The sequence below is a fragment of the Cytobacillus eiseniae genome, assembly GCF_017874625.1.
Taxonomy (GTDB): Bacteria; Bacillota; Bacilli; order Bacillales; family Cytobacillaceae; genus Cytobacillus; species Cytobacillus eiseniae.
On record NZ_JAGIKZ010000001.1, the window covers coordinates 198079 to 216708 of the forward strand.

Below are 18630 nucleotides of genomic sequence, written 5' to 3' on the forward strand. Positions count from 1 at the left end.
AAGTTTTGAAAGAAAAAATGAAATAAATACGCTATTCTAACACAGGAGTTTATCCAAGCGGCAGGCATTATGGTTGTTTGGATAAACTCCTTTTCTGATGCATAGTTTAATAAATGACTATTTTAAGTAAATAGAAGGGACGGCATAAAAGATAAGACATATATGAATAAAAGACAAAAACTTATTTTGTGCGTTTGCTAACAATAGTCATGGTTTCACTAAAAAAAGGTACATATATTGACTTGAAAAAAAGGATATGTTATTAAATAAATGATAGGTATTAGCACTCTTAATATGAGAGTGCTAAAATAGAGAGAAGACCTGAAAGGAGTGCTTTACATGGAAAAGAAAGAATTTCAAGCTGAATCTAAGAGACTATTAGAGATGATGATTAACTCGATTTATTCACAGAAAGAAGTGTTTTTACGTGAGTTGATCTCAAATGCAAGTGATGCAATCGATAAAATTTATTATAAGGCCCTTACAGATGAGCAATTAACGTTTGAAAAGGATAGCTACTACATAAAGGTAGTTCCAGATAAAGAAAGTCGAACATTGAAGATTATCGACACTGGAATTGGAATGACAAAAGAGGAGTTAGAAAATAACCTTGGTGTTATTGCGAAAAGTGGCTCATTAGCTTTTAAGACAGAGAATGAAATCAAAGATGGACACGATATTATTGGTCAATTCGGTGTCGGCTTTTATGCGGCATTCATGGTTGCTGATGTTGTAACTGTAATCAGTAAAGCGCATGGTAGTGATGAAGCTTACAAATGGGAATCTGAAGGTGCAGATGGCTATTCGATTGAAACTGTACGAAAAGATTCGATAGGAACAGAAATTATTTTAAAAATCAAAGAAAATACAGAGGATGACAATTATGATGAGTATTTAGAGCAATATTCAATACAAACGATCATCAAAAAATACTCTGATTTTATTCGCTACCCGATTAAGATGGAAATGAGCAGCAGCCGTCCGAAAGAAGGAAGTGAGAATGAATTTGAAGAATTTGTGGAAGAACAAACAATTAATAGTATGGTGCCAATTTGGCGAAAAAATAAAAATGAACTGACGAATGAGGATTACGATGCATTCTACATGGAAAAGCGCTATGGATTTGATAAGCCATTAAAGCATATACATGTAAGTGTAGACGGAACGATTCGATACAATGCGATTCTATATATCCCAGAAAAGATTCCATTCGATTATTATTCTAAAGAATTTGAAAAGGGATTGGAGCTTTATTCAAATGGCGTGTTAATAATGAATAAATGTGCAGATTTACTTCCTGATTATTTCGGTTTTGTTAAAGGAATGGTCGATTCTGAAGATCTTTCCCTTAACATTTCAAGAGAAATCCTGCAGCATGATCGCCAGTTAAAGTTAATTGCGAAAAATATCAGCAAGAAAATCAAAAGTGAACTGCAAAGCTTATTAAAAAATGATCGCGCAAAATATGATGAATTCTATAAATCCTTCGGTCGCCAATTGAAATTTGGCATATACAATGATTTTGGCAGCAACAAAGAAATGTTGCAGGATTTAATCATGTTCTATTCATCTAAAGAAAAGAAAATGGTCACACTTGATGAATACATTTCAAGAATGACTGAAGAGCAGAAATATATTTATTATGCTTCTGGTGATTCGATTGAAAGAATTGATAAATTGCCACAGACAGAAATGGTCGCTGATAAAGGCTATGAAATCTTATATTTCACAGAGGATATTGATGAATTTGCGATCAAAATGCTGATGACATACAAAGAGAAAGAATTTAAATCTGTATCTAGCGGTGATTTAGGCATTGAAGCAGATGAGAATGAAAAAGAGGATCAAAACGAAGAACATCAGGATTTATTTGCTGCGATGAAAGATACCTTAGCGGGAAAAGTAAAGGATGTTAGGGCTTCAAAAAGATTAAAATCACATCCTGTATGCTTATCAGCAGATGGAGAAGTAACGATTGAAATGGAAAAAGTATTAAATATGATGCCTGATAATCAAAATGTTAAGGCAGATAAAGTGTTAGAAATTAATATGAACCATGATGTATTTAAGTCATTAAAGGAAGCATTTGAACAAGATAAAGTAAAACTAAGCTTATATACGAATCTTCTTTACAATCAAGCACTCCTCATCGAAGGGTTGCCAATTCATGACCCAGTTGAATTTACAAATGATATTTGTAAGGTAATGGTATAATATAAAAGACAGCCCTACTAATTGGTTAAAGTAGGGCTGTTGTATTATCGTTTGGAGGAGCAAAAATAATCTTTCCCAATTAGGTTTTAAATAGCAGAAAACAACTTTGAGTAAAAAATCATAATCCATCAATAACAAGTAAGTGATGAGGAGAATCGGACTTGTTACAAAAATTGAACAAACAACTAGAAAGATTGATGCCTTTCATTACTCCGACAAGTGTTGTAATAGGTGTATTGCTAGCTGGTATTCTTAAAGACTATTCTTTTTTAATTCCTTGGATTTTTGCATTTATGACTTTTTCCGGCAGCCTAAGTTCTAATTTTTCTTCACTGAAACAAACGCTCAATCATCCTTTTGCTTTGGTCGTTGTTTTATTTATTTTACATATTTTGATGCCAGTATGGGCTTGGGGTGTTGGACATATCGTATTTAGTGGGGATTTGTTTACAATTACCGGGTTCATATTAGCGATGGCTATTCCTACAGGGATTTCAAGCTTTATATGGGTATCTATTTATCGGGGGAATCTTTCATTTACACTCGCAATTATATTAATTGATACATTTCTTTCCCCATTTATCGTGCCATTTACTCTATCTATTTTAGTCGGAGAGAATATAGAAATGGATGTATTTAGCATGATGAAAGGTTTACTAGGCATGATTGTAATCCCTTCCCTGTTGGGGATGTTTTTGAACCAATGGACGAAAGGAAAAGTAAAGGAAGAATGGAGTCCGCGTTTGGCCCCATTTTCAAAGATAGGCATGGGTTTTGTTGTAATGTTAAATGGTGCAGTCGTTGCTCCGTATTTGCAAGAAGTTAATATGAAACTAGTGATTATTACGATAACTGTTTTTTTCATTGCTTTTACTGGTTATTTATTTTCATTTTTAATAGGGAAATGGTTTAAATGTGATAGGGAAATGATCATCGCTCTCACCTTTACAGGGGGGATGAGGAATATTAGTGCAGGGGCAGTCATTGCTGTTTCTTACTTTCCACCACAAGTAGCGGTTCCAGTTGTGATAGGCATGCTCTTTCAACAAGTATTGGCTTCTATATATGGAATGTTAATGGAACGCCATTTTAATCGAACGAATACGGGTAACGAGAAGCAAGCCATGTAAGCAAATGTAATAAAAAAGGAAGTGGACTTGTTTGAAAAAACAACGAATTTATTTTATTTTATTTTTTGTCATGATTGCTTGGGGATTTAATGTGACGGCTACTAAAGTGTTAGTGGAGAATTTCATGCCTGTAACAATGACAGCTCTTCGGATATTCGTTTCAGGGATGAGCGTATTTTTCATTTTGTTTATCATGAAAAAGGTGCGACTGCTTACAAAGAAAGAATTCATATACGTATTTTTTGGTGGGTTATTTAATGTCGTTGCCCATCAGTATTATTTATCGACAGGACTTACACAAACCACTGCAACGAATGGGGGACTTATTCTTGGCCTCGGCCCGCTTTTAACCGCTATTTTATCTGTCATTTTTTTAGGAAGTGTTTTAACGAGTGTACGGGTGGCTGGGATTGTGATGGGGATTGCCGGAGTTTCTATCATTGTGTTTCAAGGAAGCGGTGGCATTGATGGTGTTTCAGTAGGGGATGTGTATATCTTCATTTCTATCCTTGCTCAAGCAGCAAGTTTTATCCTTATTAAAAAGGTTTCTGAGACATTGGATCCTCGGTTAATGACAGGATATATGCTTATTATGGGAGCAGTTATCCTCTTTTTTATTAGTCTATTTAAAGAGCCTGAAGGGATCGCAAGTATGGCTAATGATTCGGTCGGTTTATGGGTCGTTTTCTTTGCATCTGCTATTATTGCGACAGCTATCGGTCACATGCTCTATAATGGTGCAATTGGCAAGGTTGGAGCAGCAGAAGCTTCAATGTTTCTAAATCTGAATCCTTTTTTTGCTCTCGTTGGAGCGGCTATTTTTTTAGGAGAAAATATTGAGGTTGTACACATACTTGGGTTTATACTTATTTTGTTCGGAGTTGTTCTAGGGTCAGGTGCATTTGAGGAAATCTATCGCAAAGTAAAAAGGAAACAGAATATGCCAATTGCTAAATAGGGGGAAAATCCGGTGAAATCAAACTGTAGAAAAATAAGAGGCCATGGGGTAATCGTTGGCTCTCTAAAATCAGGTGAGAAAAATTGTATCACAGATGTTGAGGGAGTAAAGGTTGGTCATGTGACATTAGATGAGCCTTTAGAGGGAGGGGAGCGTGCATGTACAGGTGTGACAGCCATTCTTCCTCATGGAGGAAATATATTCAAAGAAAAAGTTGTCGCTGCAAGCTATGTAATCAATGGGTTTGGGAAAACAACAGGTCTAGTACAAGTAAATGAATTAGGCTTGCTTGAATCACCTATTATGTTAACAAATACATTTGCGGTGCCAGCTGTTACACAAGGTGCACTAGAATATATGCTTCAGAACAATCCTGAAATAGGAGACTCAACAGGGACGATTAATCTTGTAGTTGGTGAGTGCAATGATAGTCAATTAAATTCAATCAGGGAATTTCCAGTGAAGTCAGCTCATGCAATTGAAGCGATTCAACAGGCAACTGCGAATGTATCGCTCGAAGGAGCAGTTGGAGCAGGGAAAGGGATGGTCTGTTTCGGTTATAAAGGTGGGATCGGGTCAGCTTCAAGAGTGATTTCCGAGAATATGCATACTTTTACAATTGGCTGTTTAGTGTTAAGCAATTTTGGTGGAAAAATTGAATTTCCGTTTGATAAATATCCTGCGATTCAAACGAAAGTACAGGGAGTCAATGAGACACCTGACGGATCGATTATTATCGTTCTTGCAACAGATGCACCAGTTAGTGACAGACAATTATTACGTATGGCAAAGCGCTGTGGCATTGGTCTTGGCCGGACAGGAAGTCATTTTAGCCATGGGAGCGGGGACATCGTCATCGCTTTCTCTACAGCTCACAAAATTCCTCATAATAGTGAGGATCCTACTTTTACACATACGTACATGAGAGAGGATCACCCGTTAATGAATCAATTATTTGCTGGTGCGGCGGAAGCAACAGAAGAAGCGATTTTGAATTCTTTATCACAAGCTGTGACAACAATTGGGAGAAGGGGCCATATTGTTGAATCAATGTTCTCTTAAATTAGGAAAATGTTTTATTATTTATCATAATAATATTATGTAAACAGATAGTTTGCAGAGTGAAAGAGGATATAAGATTACTTATAAAAATATTGAACGATGTAAGTTGGACTATTATGTATTTTTGACTAAAGTAGTGCCAGTCCTATAGCATGATATATAAGGAACTGGCACATTAACTATCCAATTTTATTTAATCTCTAGTAAAGCAACTTCCTGATACGCTTTAAAAAATGAGCTGCAAAATTCATCCCACTCCATAGCAGCATTAATTGACTCATCATTTACCTCACCAAGGATTGGCCTTTGCAATAAATCTTCTAGTTTCATAGAGAAAGATTGAATCACTTCTTTCGACGCACCGTCTAATATTTCGGCAACAAAGTCTGCAGGTGCATACCAATCTGTCACTTTTTGAATATCACGATAGATTTGTGTTAGCAGAAGATTTCTTGGTCCTTCCCATTGCTCATTTACTACGACATCTCTGAAAATACGTGGCAGAGAGGAGAATTCCTCCATCACGCCATGTCCAGCGAAAATAGACATCGCCTCACGTAAAATATCTGCTCCTTCATTCGTAGCGCATATTTTTTGCAAGAGAACAAGTTCTCTTAAATTGAATAATTGTTTTCTAAGCTCAAGTGGTTTTTCAGATGCAATCCCGGGGTTTAGTGGCTGTTCTAGGCTTAGGAAAAGATCATAGATTTTAAAGGCACCAGCAGCTGTCCGCTTTGCAGCTTGATCAATTTTCTTTAATTTGCTTGCAGAAAGTGGATATTCATTCACTTTTTTACCAAAAACTTTTCGGAAATCTGCATACAAATGTGCTTCTCTAGAAGCACGTAACATAAATGCTGCGCATGCAATGCCGATTTCAAGACGTGACAGTGTTAAAACGATGCCAACTGCAACGGCAATGCCCTTATTTGCAGGACCGATTGGATAGGCTAGTGCACCGTCATATTCAATTTCTGCTGTCGGTAATTCAGCTGTGCCAAGCTTCCATTTGATGCGGTTAATGATATAGCCATTTCGCTTTTCTTTTTCTTTATCACCCGGGAGCCATGCTGGAACGATAAAAGTGGATACTTTATCTGATCCTGCTATTTTTGCTGTTACGACAGCATAATCAGCATGTGCTGCAGAGCAGAAAAATTTATTGCCATAAAGTCGATAGTTTTTGCCGTCAGGAATGGCCTCTAACATATTTGCCGGAAGATCTGAACCGCCTTGAATTTCTGACATGAACTGAGCCCCAATCGCAAAGTTCCCACTCAGTCCTTCTTTTGTATGGTTTAAGATTTCCTCTAGCTCTGGGATATCAGTAGAGGGAAATTGATCCAACAATGCGACAAGACCATGTGTGCAAGTTAATGGACATGTGACGCTTGCTTCGCCAAGTTGATGAATAATCATCCGTTTTGTAAAGCTTTCCCAAGGGTGTATCTTGCTAGAAAATAGTCCTTCACTAAAGACTGCCTGTTCAAGTTGATGTGCTTCATGTGGGCGAACAATACGATCGATGCGATGATTGAATGCATCAAAATGAAGCATATATGGACGTACTTCTGGACGGGCAATTGTTTCTGCTAAACGATTCCATTTTGATGAGACAAGTGGAGAAAGGGAAAGAACTTTTTCATTTACAGTTTCAAAATCGTTACGTGTAAAATACTTGACTGCTTTTTGTAAAAATAGATCATCTTTATACCAATCTAGTTGATCACGCTTCGAAACAAATTCATCAAATGTGTAAGGGTTTTTGCCTTTTTTCTCAATTTCTTGTGAAAGGATCGTCATTTTATCACTCCTGTTTTCTTTTTGATTGACAAGTTATAATATTCAGATTTATTATATAATTAAGTAAACGTTAACGTCAACTAGGGGGATTTTCATATGAAGACTGAACAACTTTTTTCAATTAGTGAATTAGCAGCAATGTTTGATATTAGTTCAAGAACGATTCGTTATTATGAGGAAGTCGGCTTGCTATCTTCTGAAAGCAGGGAGAGTTTAACGAAGCAGCGGACCTATACGAATCATGAGCGAAGGAGATTGAAGTTAATTCTTCGTGGGAAAAAGTTGGGATTTAGTTTGCAAGAAATTAAAGAAATGATTGATCTTTATGAATCGAATCCGGAAGGAGAGGATGAGAAAAATCGAATTATTTCATTTGCAGATCAGAAAATAGACGAGATAGAAGAACAAATTTTGCAGTTGCAATTGTTGAAAGCAGATATTCTAGCACATAAGAAAAAATATTTAGATTCAAAAGATTAAAGGAGTGATGGAGAATGGGAATAACGATACATGGGGTACTTGAACGGAATGCAAGAAAATATCCAAACAAGGAAGCATTTATTACTTCCACAAGACGATTATTTTATAAAGATATGAACCAAATTTCTAATCAAATTGCTAGGTTACTTCAGGAAAAAGGGATAAAAAAGGGAGATCGGGTGGCTATTATGGCGAGAAATAATGAGCATTTCTTCTTTGCTTATTTCTCTCTTATGAAAATTGGAGCCATTCCAATGCCAATAAATATTCGTTTAACTCCATCTGAGCTAGTAGTCATCTTCCAGAACTCCAATGCAGCAGGTGTTTTATATGAATCAGAAGTTCAAGCAACAGTTGATGCAATAGCTGATCTTTATGGATTCGCTCATCAAGTGTCCATTCAAGAAGCAGTAGAAACTTCAGCATCATATAGTGATGAGAATATTAATATCCCTATTCAATCAAGTGAGATTAGTGAAATCTTATTCACTTCAGGAACTACTGGCATTCCAAAGGGGGTTGTTTTCAATCATGATCAGCTGATTGCTTTAGCAACTACGGTTTCAATTGAATTTTCCCTTTCCAATGAAGACAAAATGCTGACCCTCATGCCTTTGACCCATTCTGCACCGATCAATACATTTTTCCTAAGTGGGCTATATTGTGGTGCATCACATGTCATTTCTGAGTTTACACCAAAAAACTTCCTCCAGTTGATTGATCAGGAGAAGCCGACGTTCGCATTTGCAGCACCTGTTGCCTATTTATTAGCATCTAAAGATCCAGAGCTTGCTACATATGATTTATCAAGTATTCGTGCATTCGCCTATGGTGGAGGGCCATTAGCGCTTGCATCGTATGAACGAGTGAAGGAAGCATTTAAGAACGAAAATTTCTATCAAGTATATGGCTTAACGGAAGCGGGTCCTAATGGCATTCTCTTACGCCCGCATGAACATTTAACGAAGGCTGGGAGCATTGGGAAGCACCCGACTGTAAGTATGGAGTTAAGAATTGTTCATGCGAATGGAGAGGAAACAGCTCCACACGAATTCGGTGAGGTTTTATTAAAAGGTGATAGTATGATGCTGGAATATGACCAAAATCCAGAGGAAACGAGTGCAACCATAAAAGATGGCTGGATTTATACAGGCGATATTGCCTATCGAGATGAAGACGGGTATATCTATATTGTTGACCGTAAAAAGGACGTCATTATTTCAGGTGGGGTGAATATTTATCCTAGAGAAATCGAAGAAGTGTTAGCAAAGCATCCTAATATTTTGGAGTCATGTGTAATTGGTGTACCGAATGAGGAATGGGGAGAAACAGTAAAAGCAGTGATTGTGGCGAAAGACGAATTAGACGAAATAGAATTACGAGAATTTGTAAGCCCTTTCTTAGCTGATTATAAAAGACCTCGTCAATACACATTTGTTGAGGAACTTCCTAGAAATGCGAGTGGGAAAATTTTGAAGCAAAAAGTAAAAACGATGGTGTGAAAATGATTGAATAAGTAGTAATAGCCCGCATGGTTGAACATTTATATAGTGATCTGAACTTTTGATCATTAAGAAAATGTGAATCCATGGGGCTTTTTTTTATTGTTTCGCTTGTTAATTTAGTTTTCTCTCTAAACTTACTATGAAGGAATGGAAAATGAATAGTTACCCATTTTTATGTAAAACTTAAATATAGGAATTTATTTATTTCGTACATAGGTGATACTAAGATGAGGATAAGAAGAAACAGCAGTAGAATGAAAAAAATAGAAAATGATAATAAAGAAGATACATCATCATTACAAGATTTGTTACAAGAATTAACAAAATCAAAGGAATTTACCCAGTTTACTTATCCAGGAAGGGACTTCACCCTTTGTTTTGGATATTATGTATCATTAATTAATTTGGAAATTCTGCATCGTGACATATTGCCATATGTGAAAGAATTGACTTCCATTTATGAATTGCCGTATGTTCTTCCGATTGAAGATATTGTGATAACATCAGATTCAAAGGAAATTCAGAACTCCCTATTAAGAGGGAGTATATTTCTATTTGATATAAATAACTTAAGTCAAGTGGGAATAGTTAAAGCTAGTTTAGAACATGTTCGGCAAGTGTCACTTCCAGAGGTGGAATTTAGTGTTGTAGGACCTAAAGAGGCATTTGTAGAATCACTTGATACGAATGTGAATCTTGTTAGAAGAAGACTCCCCATACCTGAGTTAGTAATAAAGGAAATTGAAGTTGGTCAATTATCTAAAACAAGGGTTTCTGTTCTTTATATTGATGGAATTGCTAATAATGAGAATGTGAATACCGTTATTCAGAGAATAAGTGATTTAGAAATCGCTCAGGTGAATGATAGCTCAACTATTACTCAATTGATTCAAGACAATCAGAACTCACCATTTCCACAATTGATTGATACAGAGCGACCAGATCGAATTGCCTCTGTATTGGGAGAGGGCAAGATAGCAATATTAGTTGATGGTGCGCCACATGGATTAATAGGACCAACAACGTTTTTTGAGTTTTTCTCTGCATTTGAAGACTATTTCTTAAATTGGACGATTGCTTCCTTTTTCCGTTTAGTCCGATTCTTTGCAGTGTTTTTCTCTATTTTAGTCACACCTATTTATGTGGCGGTTCTTACTTATCATTACGAATTAATACCAAAAGATATGCTGGCCACGTTAATTACCTCAAGAAATGCGATTCCATTGCCACCCATTTTGGAAGCAATTATTTTAGAATTAACGATTGAGTTATTGAGAGAAGCGGGAGCAAGATTGCCGACGAAGGTCGGGCAAACAATCGGTATCGTAGGTGGGATTGTTATTGGTACAGCATCTGTAGAAGCGGGATTGACTAGTAATGTGTTATTAATTCTTGTTGCATTAGCTGCATTAGCTTCCTTTACAACACCTGTATATCAAATGGGTAATACGATTCGATTAATACGATTCCCATTTTTATTAATGGCTCATTATATTGGGTTATTAGGTGTCGCACTAAGCTTCTGTTTTTTACTTATTCACTTATTAAGGCTATCTTCATTAGGAAGACCCTTTCTTGAACCCTTTTATCCGCTTAGACTACAGGATTTGACCGATTCTCTTGTACGCTTGCCTTTTTCTAAGCAATCGAAACGGCCAATTCTAGAGCAAACAAATGATACAGTAAAGTTTAATCAATCAAAGGCTGAGAAAAAAAATGATTTATGAAGAAATATAATAGTACAGGAGGGATTGAATTGGAAAAGAAAGAGTTACAAATATCCCCATTTCTTGTGTTCTTTTTAATCCATTCTGTACAAGTAGGGGTAGGTGTACTAGGCTTTCAGCGAGTGATTATGAAGTCTGCCGGTAATGATGCTTGGATGGCTGTAATAGCAGGGGGAATAATGGTTTCAGCCGTTATTTGGTATATGTATTTATTGCTAAATAGGCATCAGAAGAATCTAATTGATATCCACAAAATACTATTTGGAAAATGGATCGGGAATACTTTCAGTTTCATTTGGATTTGTTATTGGTTACTGAGCGGAATTGTTGTTTTGCGTTCGTATATTGAAGTCGTCGAGGTATGGGTTTTTCCGACAATCAATATTTTTATGTTTGCACTCATTTTTATGATTCTTATCTATTATTGTGTTTCTGGGGGATTTCGCATCGTTACTGGACTTAGTTTCTTTGGTGTAGTCATTCCGTTTTATATTTTCTTTACCTTTTTTTTTCCGATTGAGTATGCCCATTTCCAAAACCTCTTACCCGTTTGGAATCATACCATAAAGGAGATGTCGGTAGCTACAAAGGATATGGTATTAGGATATTTAGGTATTTCAACCTTACTAATGTATTATCCTTATATTAAACAGGCAAAAAAGTCACAAAAATGGGCTCAACTTGGTCATCTATTAACCGTCACTATTTATTTAATCATTATTATTATTTCGATCGGCTTTTATAGTGAAGAGCAAATTGCTAAGGAAATATGGGCAACATTATCTTTATGGAAAATAGTTAAAATGCCCTTTGTTGAACGATTTGAGTATATTGGGATTACATCATGGGTGATTATTATCCTTCCTAATATTTGTTTGCCGTTATGGGCTGCAACAAAGGGAATACAGCAAATATTTAATACTAAGCCAAAGAAAATTCTGATTATGTTATTGTTCATTTTATTTTGTGCAATGATTTCTATTCGAGGAAGAGATAATATCAATTTGTTAAATGAGTATATGTCTAAGTTTGGAATCATCCTTCTTTTTACGTATTTGCCATTTATTACAATCATTTCTTTTTTTGTTATGAAAAGAAGGAGGGAAAAGCTTGAGAAGAATTCGTAGTTTGTTGCTTATATTTGTAAGTATTTCTTATTTGCCAGGCTGTATGAATATTAAACAGAGAGTTCTAGATGATATTCAATTAGCGACCGCAGCAAGTTATGAGCATATTGAGGAAGACACATTACAAAATACAGTGGTGTTTCCGAACTTTCAAACAGATAAAACAGTGAAAAATGTAACATTAACAGCAAAAGCTTCATTAAGTAAAGAAATACGAGATAAGCATAGTCTACAATCTGATCGGCCAATTGTCAGTGGGAAGATAGAAGTACTTTTATATGAAAAGAAAACAGCTGAAAAAGGGATAATTAATTTACTAGACACAGTACAGCGTGATCCTTCTGTGGGATTAAATGTATATCTTGTAGTTGCTGAAAGTAATCCTAAGGAATTATTAAGCAAGCAATATGGCAATATTGATACCGGCATGTTCCTTTCTAATCTAATCGAGCAAAATATTGAAACAGGATTGATTCATAAAACAAATATTCATCAGTTCTTATATAAATATTATTCTCAAGGAATTGACCCGATGCTTCCTATGATTAAGCAAAAAGATGGGAAAATTCAACTTCATGCGATTGGACTATTTGATAATGATAAGTTAGTTGATCAAATTGATGAGGGTAAATTCTTTTTTGTAAAGATTCTAGTGGATAGCAAAAGTGAAAATGATTCTTATGAAGTGAAATTTGGTGAAGGTGAGAAAGCATCGATTTTCAATATTAACTCAAAGAGAAAGTTTGATATCCCGAAGCCAATGACAAACTCGGAAATAACGATCACTCTTAAATTAAAATCATCGATTCGTGAATATACAAATGGAAAATTAACGATGGGAAAAATGAAAGAATTAGAGCAGATATTAGAGAAAGATATTAAGAAAAAGTCTGTGGAACTGATCAAAAGGTTTCAAGAAAAGGGAATTGACCCAATTGGAATTGGCAATGCTGTAAAAACGAAGACCCGTCAGTGGGATGAAAAAAAATGGGACGAACTATATCTTTCTATCCCAATAAATGTGAACGTTAGTGTCGATATTTTGGAGTCGGGAATTATCAATTAAATCATATAGTTGACAGAAATAGTCCCTGTGAGATTGAATACTCGCAGGGATACTTGAATTCTGACTTTATTTTATTTTATGCACGCTGTAAACGACGGTTTCTACTTAAAATTCTCAGATACAAAAGAATAGAGAAAAGAACTGATATAGCAGAAGCAGCATAAATCATACTATACCCGAACCAATGAGCAATTTGACCAAAAAGTATCGCACCAATTCCAATCCCCAAATCAAAGAAGGAATAGAAGGTTGCATTTGCCATCCCTCTACGATTCGCAGGTGTTTCTTTCACAGACCAGGCTTGCAAGGCAGGTTGGACTGTCCCAAATCCTAGTCCATAAAGGATTGCTGCGATATAAAGAACAAGGTTACTTGGCAACCATGATAACAGAATCATTGAAATAATAATAAAAATTGTTCCTGGAATGAAAACAGCCTGATGTCCTTTAGTATCATAAATTTTTCCAGCAAATGTTCGACTGACCATTAATGCAAGGGCATAGAGAAGAAAATACCATTCAATTCCTTGAATACCCTTTTGGGCGGAATAAAGCGGAAGAAATGATGCGATCCCACCAAAAGTAATGGTAATAAAAAAGACGAGCATGGAGGGGGGAAGTGCTGTTTTTTCATAAATATCCCATTTCTTTGGCTGTACTGTTTGCTGTTCTACTTTTTTATACCGAATTGTTGATGAAAGAAGAAATGCTGCGAGACCAAGAATAGCGCAGATTAAAAATAACTGCTTAAATGAAACGACACCAACTAAAGCAAGTCCTAATGTTGGGCCAAAGGCGAGTGCAAGGTTTCCAGAGAGACCATAATAGCCCATTCCTTCCCCACGTCTATTGGCAGGTATTAAATCTGTTGCAATGGTTCCTGAGGCAGTCGTTGAGAAACCCCATCCAAATCCTTGAATAATTCTTACCATAAATAAAAAAGCGAGACTAGTAACAAACCCAAAGGAACCAACGGATAGCACAAAAATGCCAAGTCCTGTTAAATAGACGACACGTCTTCCTTTTGATTCAAGTGCATGTCCCGCATATGGACGAAGAAGGAGGGCGGAGAAAGTAAAAATTCCTACAACGATCCCAATCAATTGATCGTTTCCCCCGAGCTCCTCAACAAATAATGGAATGGTTGGTAATGTCATTTGAAACCCAAGAAAAATGAAAAAATTGGATAAACAAATGAGGAAAAAATCCTTTGTCCATATTTTCTCAGATGGATCATGCATTATCTGGTTATTTTTCGATGTAAGCTTGCTCATTCTTTAAATTCCTCCCCATTTACCACTCATATATATTTTTGCAATTATTTAGTGTCACTAAATATATGGTCTATTCTACAAGATATTCCAGTGAATATCTATGAAAAAAAAGTCCTGCTATTTGCCAGGGAGGAATATACTTTATTTCGACAATGATTTTTTCGTTCATTTTAGTACACTAAAAAAAGCACTGACAACAGTCGCTATTGCTAAACCAAGCACTGCAAATGAAGCCATTTTATTTTTTTCTCTCCATAACATAATAGAAAAACCGAACGTATAGAGAAAAAGGATGATTAATAGGGGCACTATAATCAATCGCAATTTAATCCCTCACATCTTTAAGTTTTGGCAAACGACTTTGTCTGCCGAAATGTCCGAATTTTATATCAATGCTAATCTGAACGTCCATCCCTGGATAGGATTTCATCCAATCAAATTTCTCATATTCCGCAATCGTTGCAAATTTTCTTCGGGCATGTAACGACCAGCCAAATGGCTCTGATTTATATTCTTCCTGTGTTTTCTTTATGAATTGATTGAACTTATCGTTAAATCGTTCAATTAAGAATTTTTTTAATTCATTCCTTTTGTCAGCATTCGATGCATAATTTACCATGCTGTGATCGGAAAGAACATCTACTTGTAGAGGAAGATGTACATGAATGGTGGTTGGCTGTTTATTTACATCCATTTTTATTTTAATATTTTTCAGTTGAGTGATTGTTATAGAAATTTTAAAGTCTTTATTAAACGGATCAGGCAAGGTCGTTAAAATATCCGGTGCTTCATCTACTGAGCTTAACAGCCTTGTAATTCTAGTTTCTTCTACTGTTAGTTGATCGATCATTTTCCCTTCCTTAAATAAAGCAGAACCAATAAATTGTGTTTTATTCGTATTCCCATTTACTTTGAGCTGGCCAGCAAAAATATTATCACTCATATCATCGCCAGATGGAGGGTCTACTTTTTCAGTTGTCCCAAATATTGCAAGAAATAGATCTGCGTCAGCCTCTGTGATACGCAAATACTTATGAAGAGATGCATCAGAAATTGTTGCCGTTTCAATTCCTCTTTTAATGATAAAATCAAAATAACGATGGGCTCTCGTCTCTAATTTCGGGCTATTATTAGTAATAAATATGCTGGCATTTTCTTTCGAAACAATCAAATAGGTGTCCCTTTTAAAGTCTTTATCTTTCGTAGCATCATACATCCAACGAATAAAGTTTTTAGTCTTTGCAAGTTTTTCTGAAACAATTAAATATTTGAGTAAATTATAAGATATTTCCTTTGCAATGACTGCATTTGCTTTATTCGTTGAAGAGATAAGATCATTTGTTTCGAATGAAATGATTTCATGTGGAGGTTCATTTGTCGAACCACCCTGTTGTTGCGTGCCAAACTCAGGATTTGCAATTAAGTAGGTAATGACTAAATTTTCATTTTCTCCCTTGTCTAAACCAATAGCAACAACATATGCCTTTTTCTCAATTTCTTTTTTGTCCCAGCACCCACTTAAAGTGGGAAGAAATATAAATACACAGAGAATTTTAATAAAAAGGTTTCGACTTTTCATTGTTCAAATCTCCTTTAAGTTTTGCAATTAACCATAATAATAATGGGAGGATAAGAAAAAAAGGTGTGGCAAAATGAAGTAATTTTTCTCTTAAATTAAAAATAACAAAAGTTGGGCTTTCAGGAATTAATCCGATGAATATAATGAGTGTTGCAAGAGTTGGGAGTAAATATTCGTACTTTTTAATTTTGAAAAGGCTACCAAAGATAATAGCAGTTAAATAGAGATAAAATGTAAACCGAATAAATGACGCAACCAACCAAAATGGATAAAAAAAGGTTTCGATATTTTCTAAAAAGCCAGCTTCAATATAGCGGATTGTTTCATGATAAGGGAAATTCATCAATCTTACCCCGATGTAATCAAATAATAATGTGTAGGCAGCAAGTGCTAATGAAAACTCAATAATAATAAAACTAAATGATATCCATATGCCTTTCTTAAAATCCAATTTACTTTTGACAAATGGAAAAATAAACCCTAGATAAAGAAAGTCTGCAAAAATAGAGGATTTTAGGATACTCCCTTTCAATAATTCCCATTGTCCATTTCCGAGTATAGGAAAAAGAAAATCAAGTTGGCCATGAAAAAAGGTGAGTACAAGTGAAATAATAAATGAAATTTTTATCCAAAATGTCATAGCCCAGGCGACAGATCCAATATGTTCAATGCCTTTCTTTGCCCCGTAAACACAAACAATCATTAATAAAGCATAAATTGCAATAGTAGGTGTTTTTGAAAAATACATTGATGTAATAATATTCGTATAGACTGCTGAATCAACAACAAGTGCAGAAAAAATGATTAACAGGAGAATGAATATCAGAATAAATCCAAAAAATTTCCCCAATAAGTGAAAAATCACTTCAGCTAAATTTTTGTTTTTATATGCACTCAAAATGCGAATAATGAGATAAATAGGAATGAACGTTATTACACCAATAATAATGGGTGCCATCCATGCAGCGCTTGCCATTTCTTTAAATAATAAGGTTGGCGTATCATCACTGAGCTTCGTGCCTGTTGATAAAATGATAATCGCAATGAATTCTCTAATTCCGATCTTTCCTTTTGATTCTTGCATTTACATTCTCCTAATTTTTTTTCATATCCTTAGGTTTCAAGTAGCCAGGCCGAAAGATTTCATTTTTTAGAAGCCTTCTAAATAACGTATCCTTTGATGATGTATATTTAGGAGTCATTGGTGATAAATAGGGTACACCAAATGATTTAAGTGAAACCATATAAAAAAGTCCCATTGTAAAAAATACAGTCATCCCGAAAAAACCAAATAGTCCTGATGCGATAATGAAACAATATCTTGATAAACGAATGGCAAAGTTCATACTTATATCTGGTACTAAGAAAGAACAAACCCCACCAAGTGCAACAACAATAACAACAATAGGACTCACGAGATTTGCTTGAACGGCTGCTTGTCCTAGAATAAGGGCACCAACAATTCCGATCGTTGGTCCAATGGATGAGGGGACACGGAGACCACCTTCACGAATAAGTCCAAACGCTAGTTCCATCAAAAGAACCTCAATAGTTGCGGGTAAGGGAACCTTTTCCCTTGTTGCTGAAATAGCGAGCAATAAATCCGGTGGAATCATTTCAGAATGGAAAGTTGTAATGCCAACATAAATAGCAGATGTAAATAAAGTGATGAAAATAGCAAGCATTCTTAATGCCCGTGTGAAATTCCCATAAATAAATCGTAAGTAATGGTCTTCAGAAATATGAAAGAAAGACCAAAAAGTCGCGGGTAATATTAAACAATCAGGTGAATTATCCATCAGTATGACAATGTATCCATCCTCAACATAGGATGAAGCACGATCAGGTCTTTCTGTATAGAGTATTGTGGGAAATAGGGATAGCTTCCTTTCTTCAATATGCTGTTCTAAAAGGGGAAGATTCTGAATTGAATCCACCTTAAGAGCTTTCACTCGATTTTTTATATTATTGAGTAGCTGCTCATTTGCTAAGTCTTTAATATAGACAAGATAAAGAACATTATGAGTTCTTAAGGAAATAGGCACAGATTCGGCAACTAGATTCTCATTCTTTATTCTTCTCCTTATTAATGAAAGATTAATGGAAGATTCTTCGGTGAATGCTTCCTTTGGCCCCTTTAGAACGATTTCATTTTCAGAAGATGTAACCCCTCTGTTGTGAATATTGGAGACACTAATACTAAGCGCATAATCGAAGCTATCAATAAATAATACAGCGCTCCCTTTGTTGATTTCATCGACTGCATGTTGAATAATCGAAACTTTAGATATAGCTTGGATAGATAGGAGTTCCTCGACTTTACCCGTAGGATTTGAATTGTTCAATAAGGGTTCGAGAACAAATTCATTAACTATTTTCATGTCAGCGATGGTATCAATGAGGATAATGGCTGCCTTTTTATTTAAACTGCGAATGTCAAATGTGCGAAAATTTACATCGTTATTAATCGGAAATGAATAAAGTTCTTTAAAAGTAGAGATTGTTTGTTCAAGGTTTGTATATATTTTTTGAGATTTGATTTCTATTTCTTTCTTATTAGATTTTTCGGGAAAACGAGGTATCTTTTTATTGGATGAATAAATTTTTTTTATTATATTTAGCAACATATTTCCCCCCCCCATTTATAAGTTGCCACTATCTGTAAAAACTTATGTGATAAAAATGGGGTCAATTAATCCTGGAGTT

14 protein-coding genes are annotated in these 18630 nt (G+C 35.4%); 9 read left to right on the forward strand and 5 right to left on the reverse strand.

What is annotated here, in order from left to right:
- Window positions 1–339 precede the first annotated feature (339 nt).
- From htpG to J2Z40_RS01005, 4 genes are all read left to right on the forward strand, one after another.
- Window positions 340–2214 (forward strand): molecular chaperone HtpG, encoded by a 1875-nt coding sequence (htpG, locus tag J2Z40_RS00990; protein WP_066394637.1) that lies wholly within the window; start codon window positions 340–342, stop codon window positions 2212–2214.
- 161 nt (window positions 2215–2375) lie between these two features.
- A complete protein-coding gene (locus J2Z40_RS00995) occupies window positions 2376–3344 on the forward strand; it encodes a bile acid:sodium symporter family protein (RefSeq protein WP_066394635.1) in 969 nt (322 codons plus the stop codon).
- A 31-nt stretch (window positions 3345–3375) separates the two neighbouring features.
- Entirely contained in the window at window positions 3376–4302 is a 927-nt protein-coding gene (locus tag J2Z40_RS01000; protein ID WP_066394632.1) for a DMT family transporter, read from the forward strand.
- A 12-nt stretch (window positions 4303–4314) separates the two neighbouring features.
- On the forward strand, window positions 4315–5364 hold the full coding sequence (locus J2Z40_RS01005) for a P1 family peptidase (protein ID WP_066394630.1): 1050 nt from the start codon (window positions 4315–4317) through the stop codon (window positions 5362–5364).
- A gap of 189 nt (window positions 5365–5553) precedes the next feature.
- Here J2Z40_RS01005 and J2Z40_RS01010 read toward each other — a convergent pair whose 3' ends face one another.
- On the reverse strand, window positions 5554–7167 hold the full coding sequence (locus J2Z40_RS01010; protein ID WP_066394627.1) for an acyl-CoA dehydrogenase family protein: 1614 nt from the start codon (window positions 7165–7167) through the stop codon (window positions 5554–5556).
- Window positions 7168–7263: 96 nt separating this feature from the next.
- Here J2Z40_RS01010 and J2Z40_RS01015 point away from each other — a divergent pair, with 96 nt between their 5' ends.
- The 5 genes from J2Z40_RS01015 (at window position 7264) to J2Z40_RS01035 (ending at window position 13072) form a co-directional block, all read left to right on the forward strand.
- Window positions 7264–7647 carry a MerR family DNA-binding protein gene (locus J2Z40_RS01015; protein ID WP_066394625.1) on the forward strand — a complete coding sequence of 128 codons (384 nt, stop codon included), beginning with the start codon at window positions 7264–7266 and terminating at the stop codon, window positions 7645–7647.
- Window positions 7648–7661: 14 nt separating this feature from the next.
- The gene (locus J2Z40_RS01020; protein ID WP_066394621.1) at window positions 7662–9149 is read left to right on the forward strand and encodes a class I adenylate-forming enzyme family protein; all 1488 of its coding nucleotides are present in this window, start codon (window positions 7662–7664) and stop codon (window positions 9147–9149) included.
- A 230-nt stretch (window positions 9150–9379) separates the two neighbouring features.
- Window positions 9380–10879: a spore germination protein gene (locus J2Z40_RS01025; protein ID WP_245349927.1), complete on the forward strand. Its 1500-nt coding sequence runs from the start codon at window positions 9380–9382 to the stop codon at window positions 10877–10879.
- A gap of 29 nt (window positions 10880–10908) precedes the next feature.
- A complete protein-coding gene (locus tag J2Z40_RS01030) occupies window positions 10909–12006 on the forward strand; it encodes a GerAB/ArcD/ProY family transporter (RefSeq protein WP_162840480.1) in 1098 nt (365 codons plus the stop codon).
- A complete protein-coding gene (locus J2Z40_RS01035; RefSeq protein WP_066394612.1) occupies window positions 11990–13072 on the forward strand; it encodes a Ger(x)C family spore germination protein in 1083 nt (360 codons plus the stop codon). The genes J2Z40_RS01030 and J2Z40_RS01035 overlap by 17 nt, the downstream gene beginning before the upstream one ends.
- Window positions 13073–13148: 76 nt before the next feature.
- On the opposite strand, the gene J2Z40_RS01040 is transcribed toward J2Z40_RS01035, so the two are convergent.
- From J2Z40_RS01040 to J2Z40_RS01055, 4 genes are all read right to left on the reverse strand, one after another.
- The gene (locus J2Z40_RS01040) at window positions 13149–14345 is read right to left on the reverse strand and encodes an MFS transporter (protein ID WP_066394609.1); all 1197 of its coding nucleotides are present in this window, start codon (window positions 14343–14345) and stop codon (window positions 13149–13151) included.
- A 325-nt stretch (window positions 14346–14670) separates the two neighbouring features.
- Entirely contained in the window at window positions 14671–15924 is a 1254-nt protein-coding gene (locus J2Z40_RS01045; RefSeq protein ID WP_066394606.1) for a Ger(x)C family spore germination protein, read from the reverse strand.
- Window positions 15899–17008 (reverse strand): GerAB/ArcD/ProY family transporter, encoded by a 1110-nt coding sequence (locus J2Z40_RS01050; protein WP_066394604.1) that lies wholly within the window; start codon window positions 17006–17008, stop codon window positions 15899–15901. Before J2Z40_RS01050 ends, J2Z40_RS01045 begins: the two co-directional genes overlap by 26 nt.
- A 10-nt stretch (window positions 17009–17018) precedes the next feature.
- Entirely contained in the window at window positions 17019–18551 is a 1533-nt protein-coding gene (locus J2Z40_RS01055; RefSeq protein ID WP_083953901.1) for a spore germination protein, read from the reverse strand.
- Window positions 18552–18630: the final 79 nt, after the last annotated feature.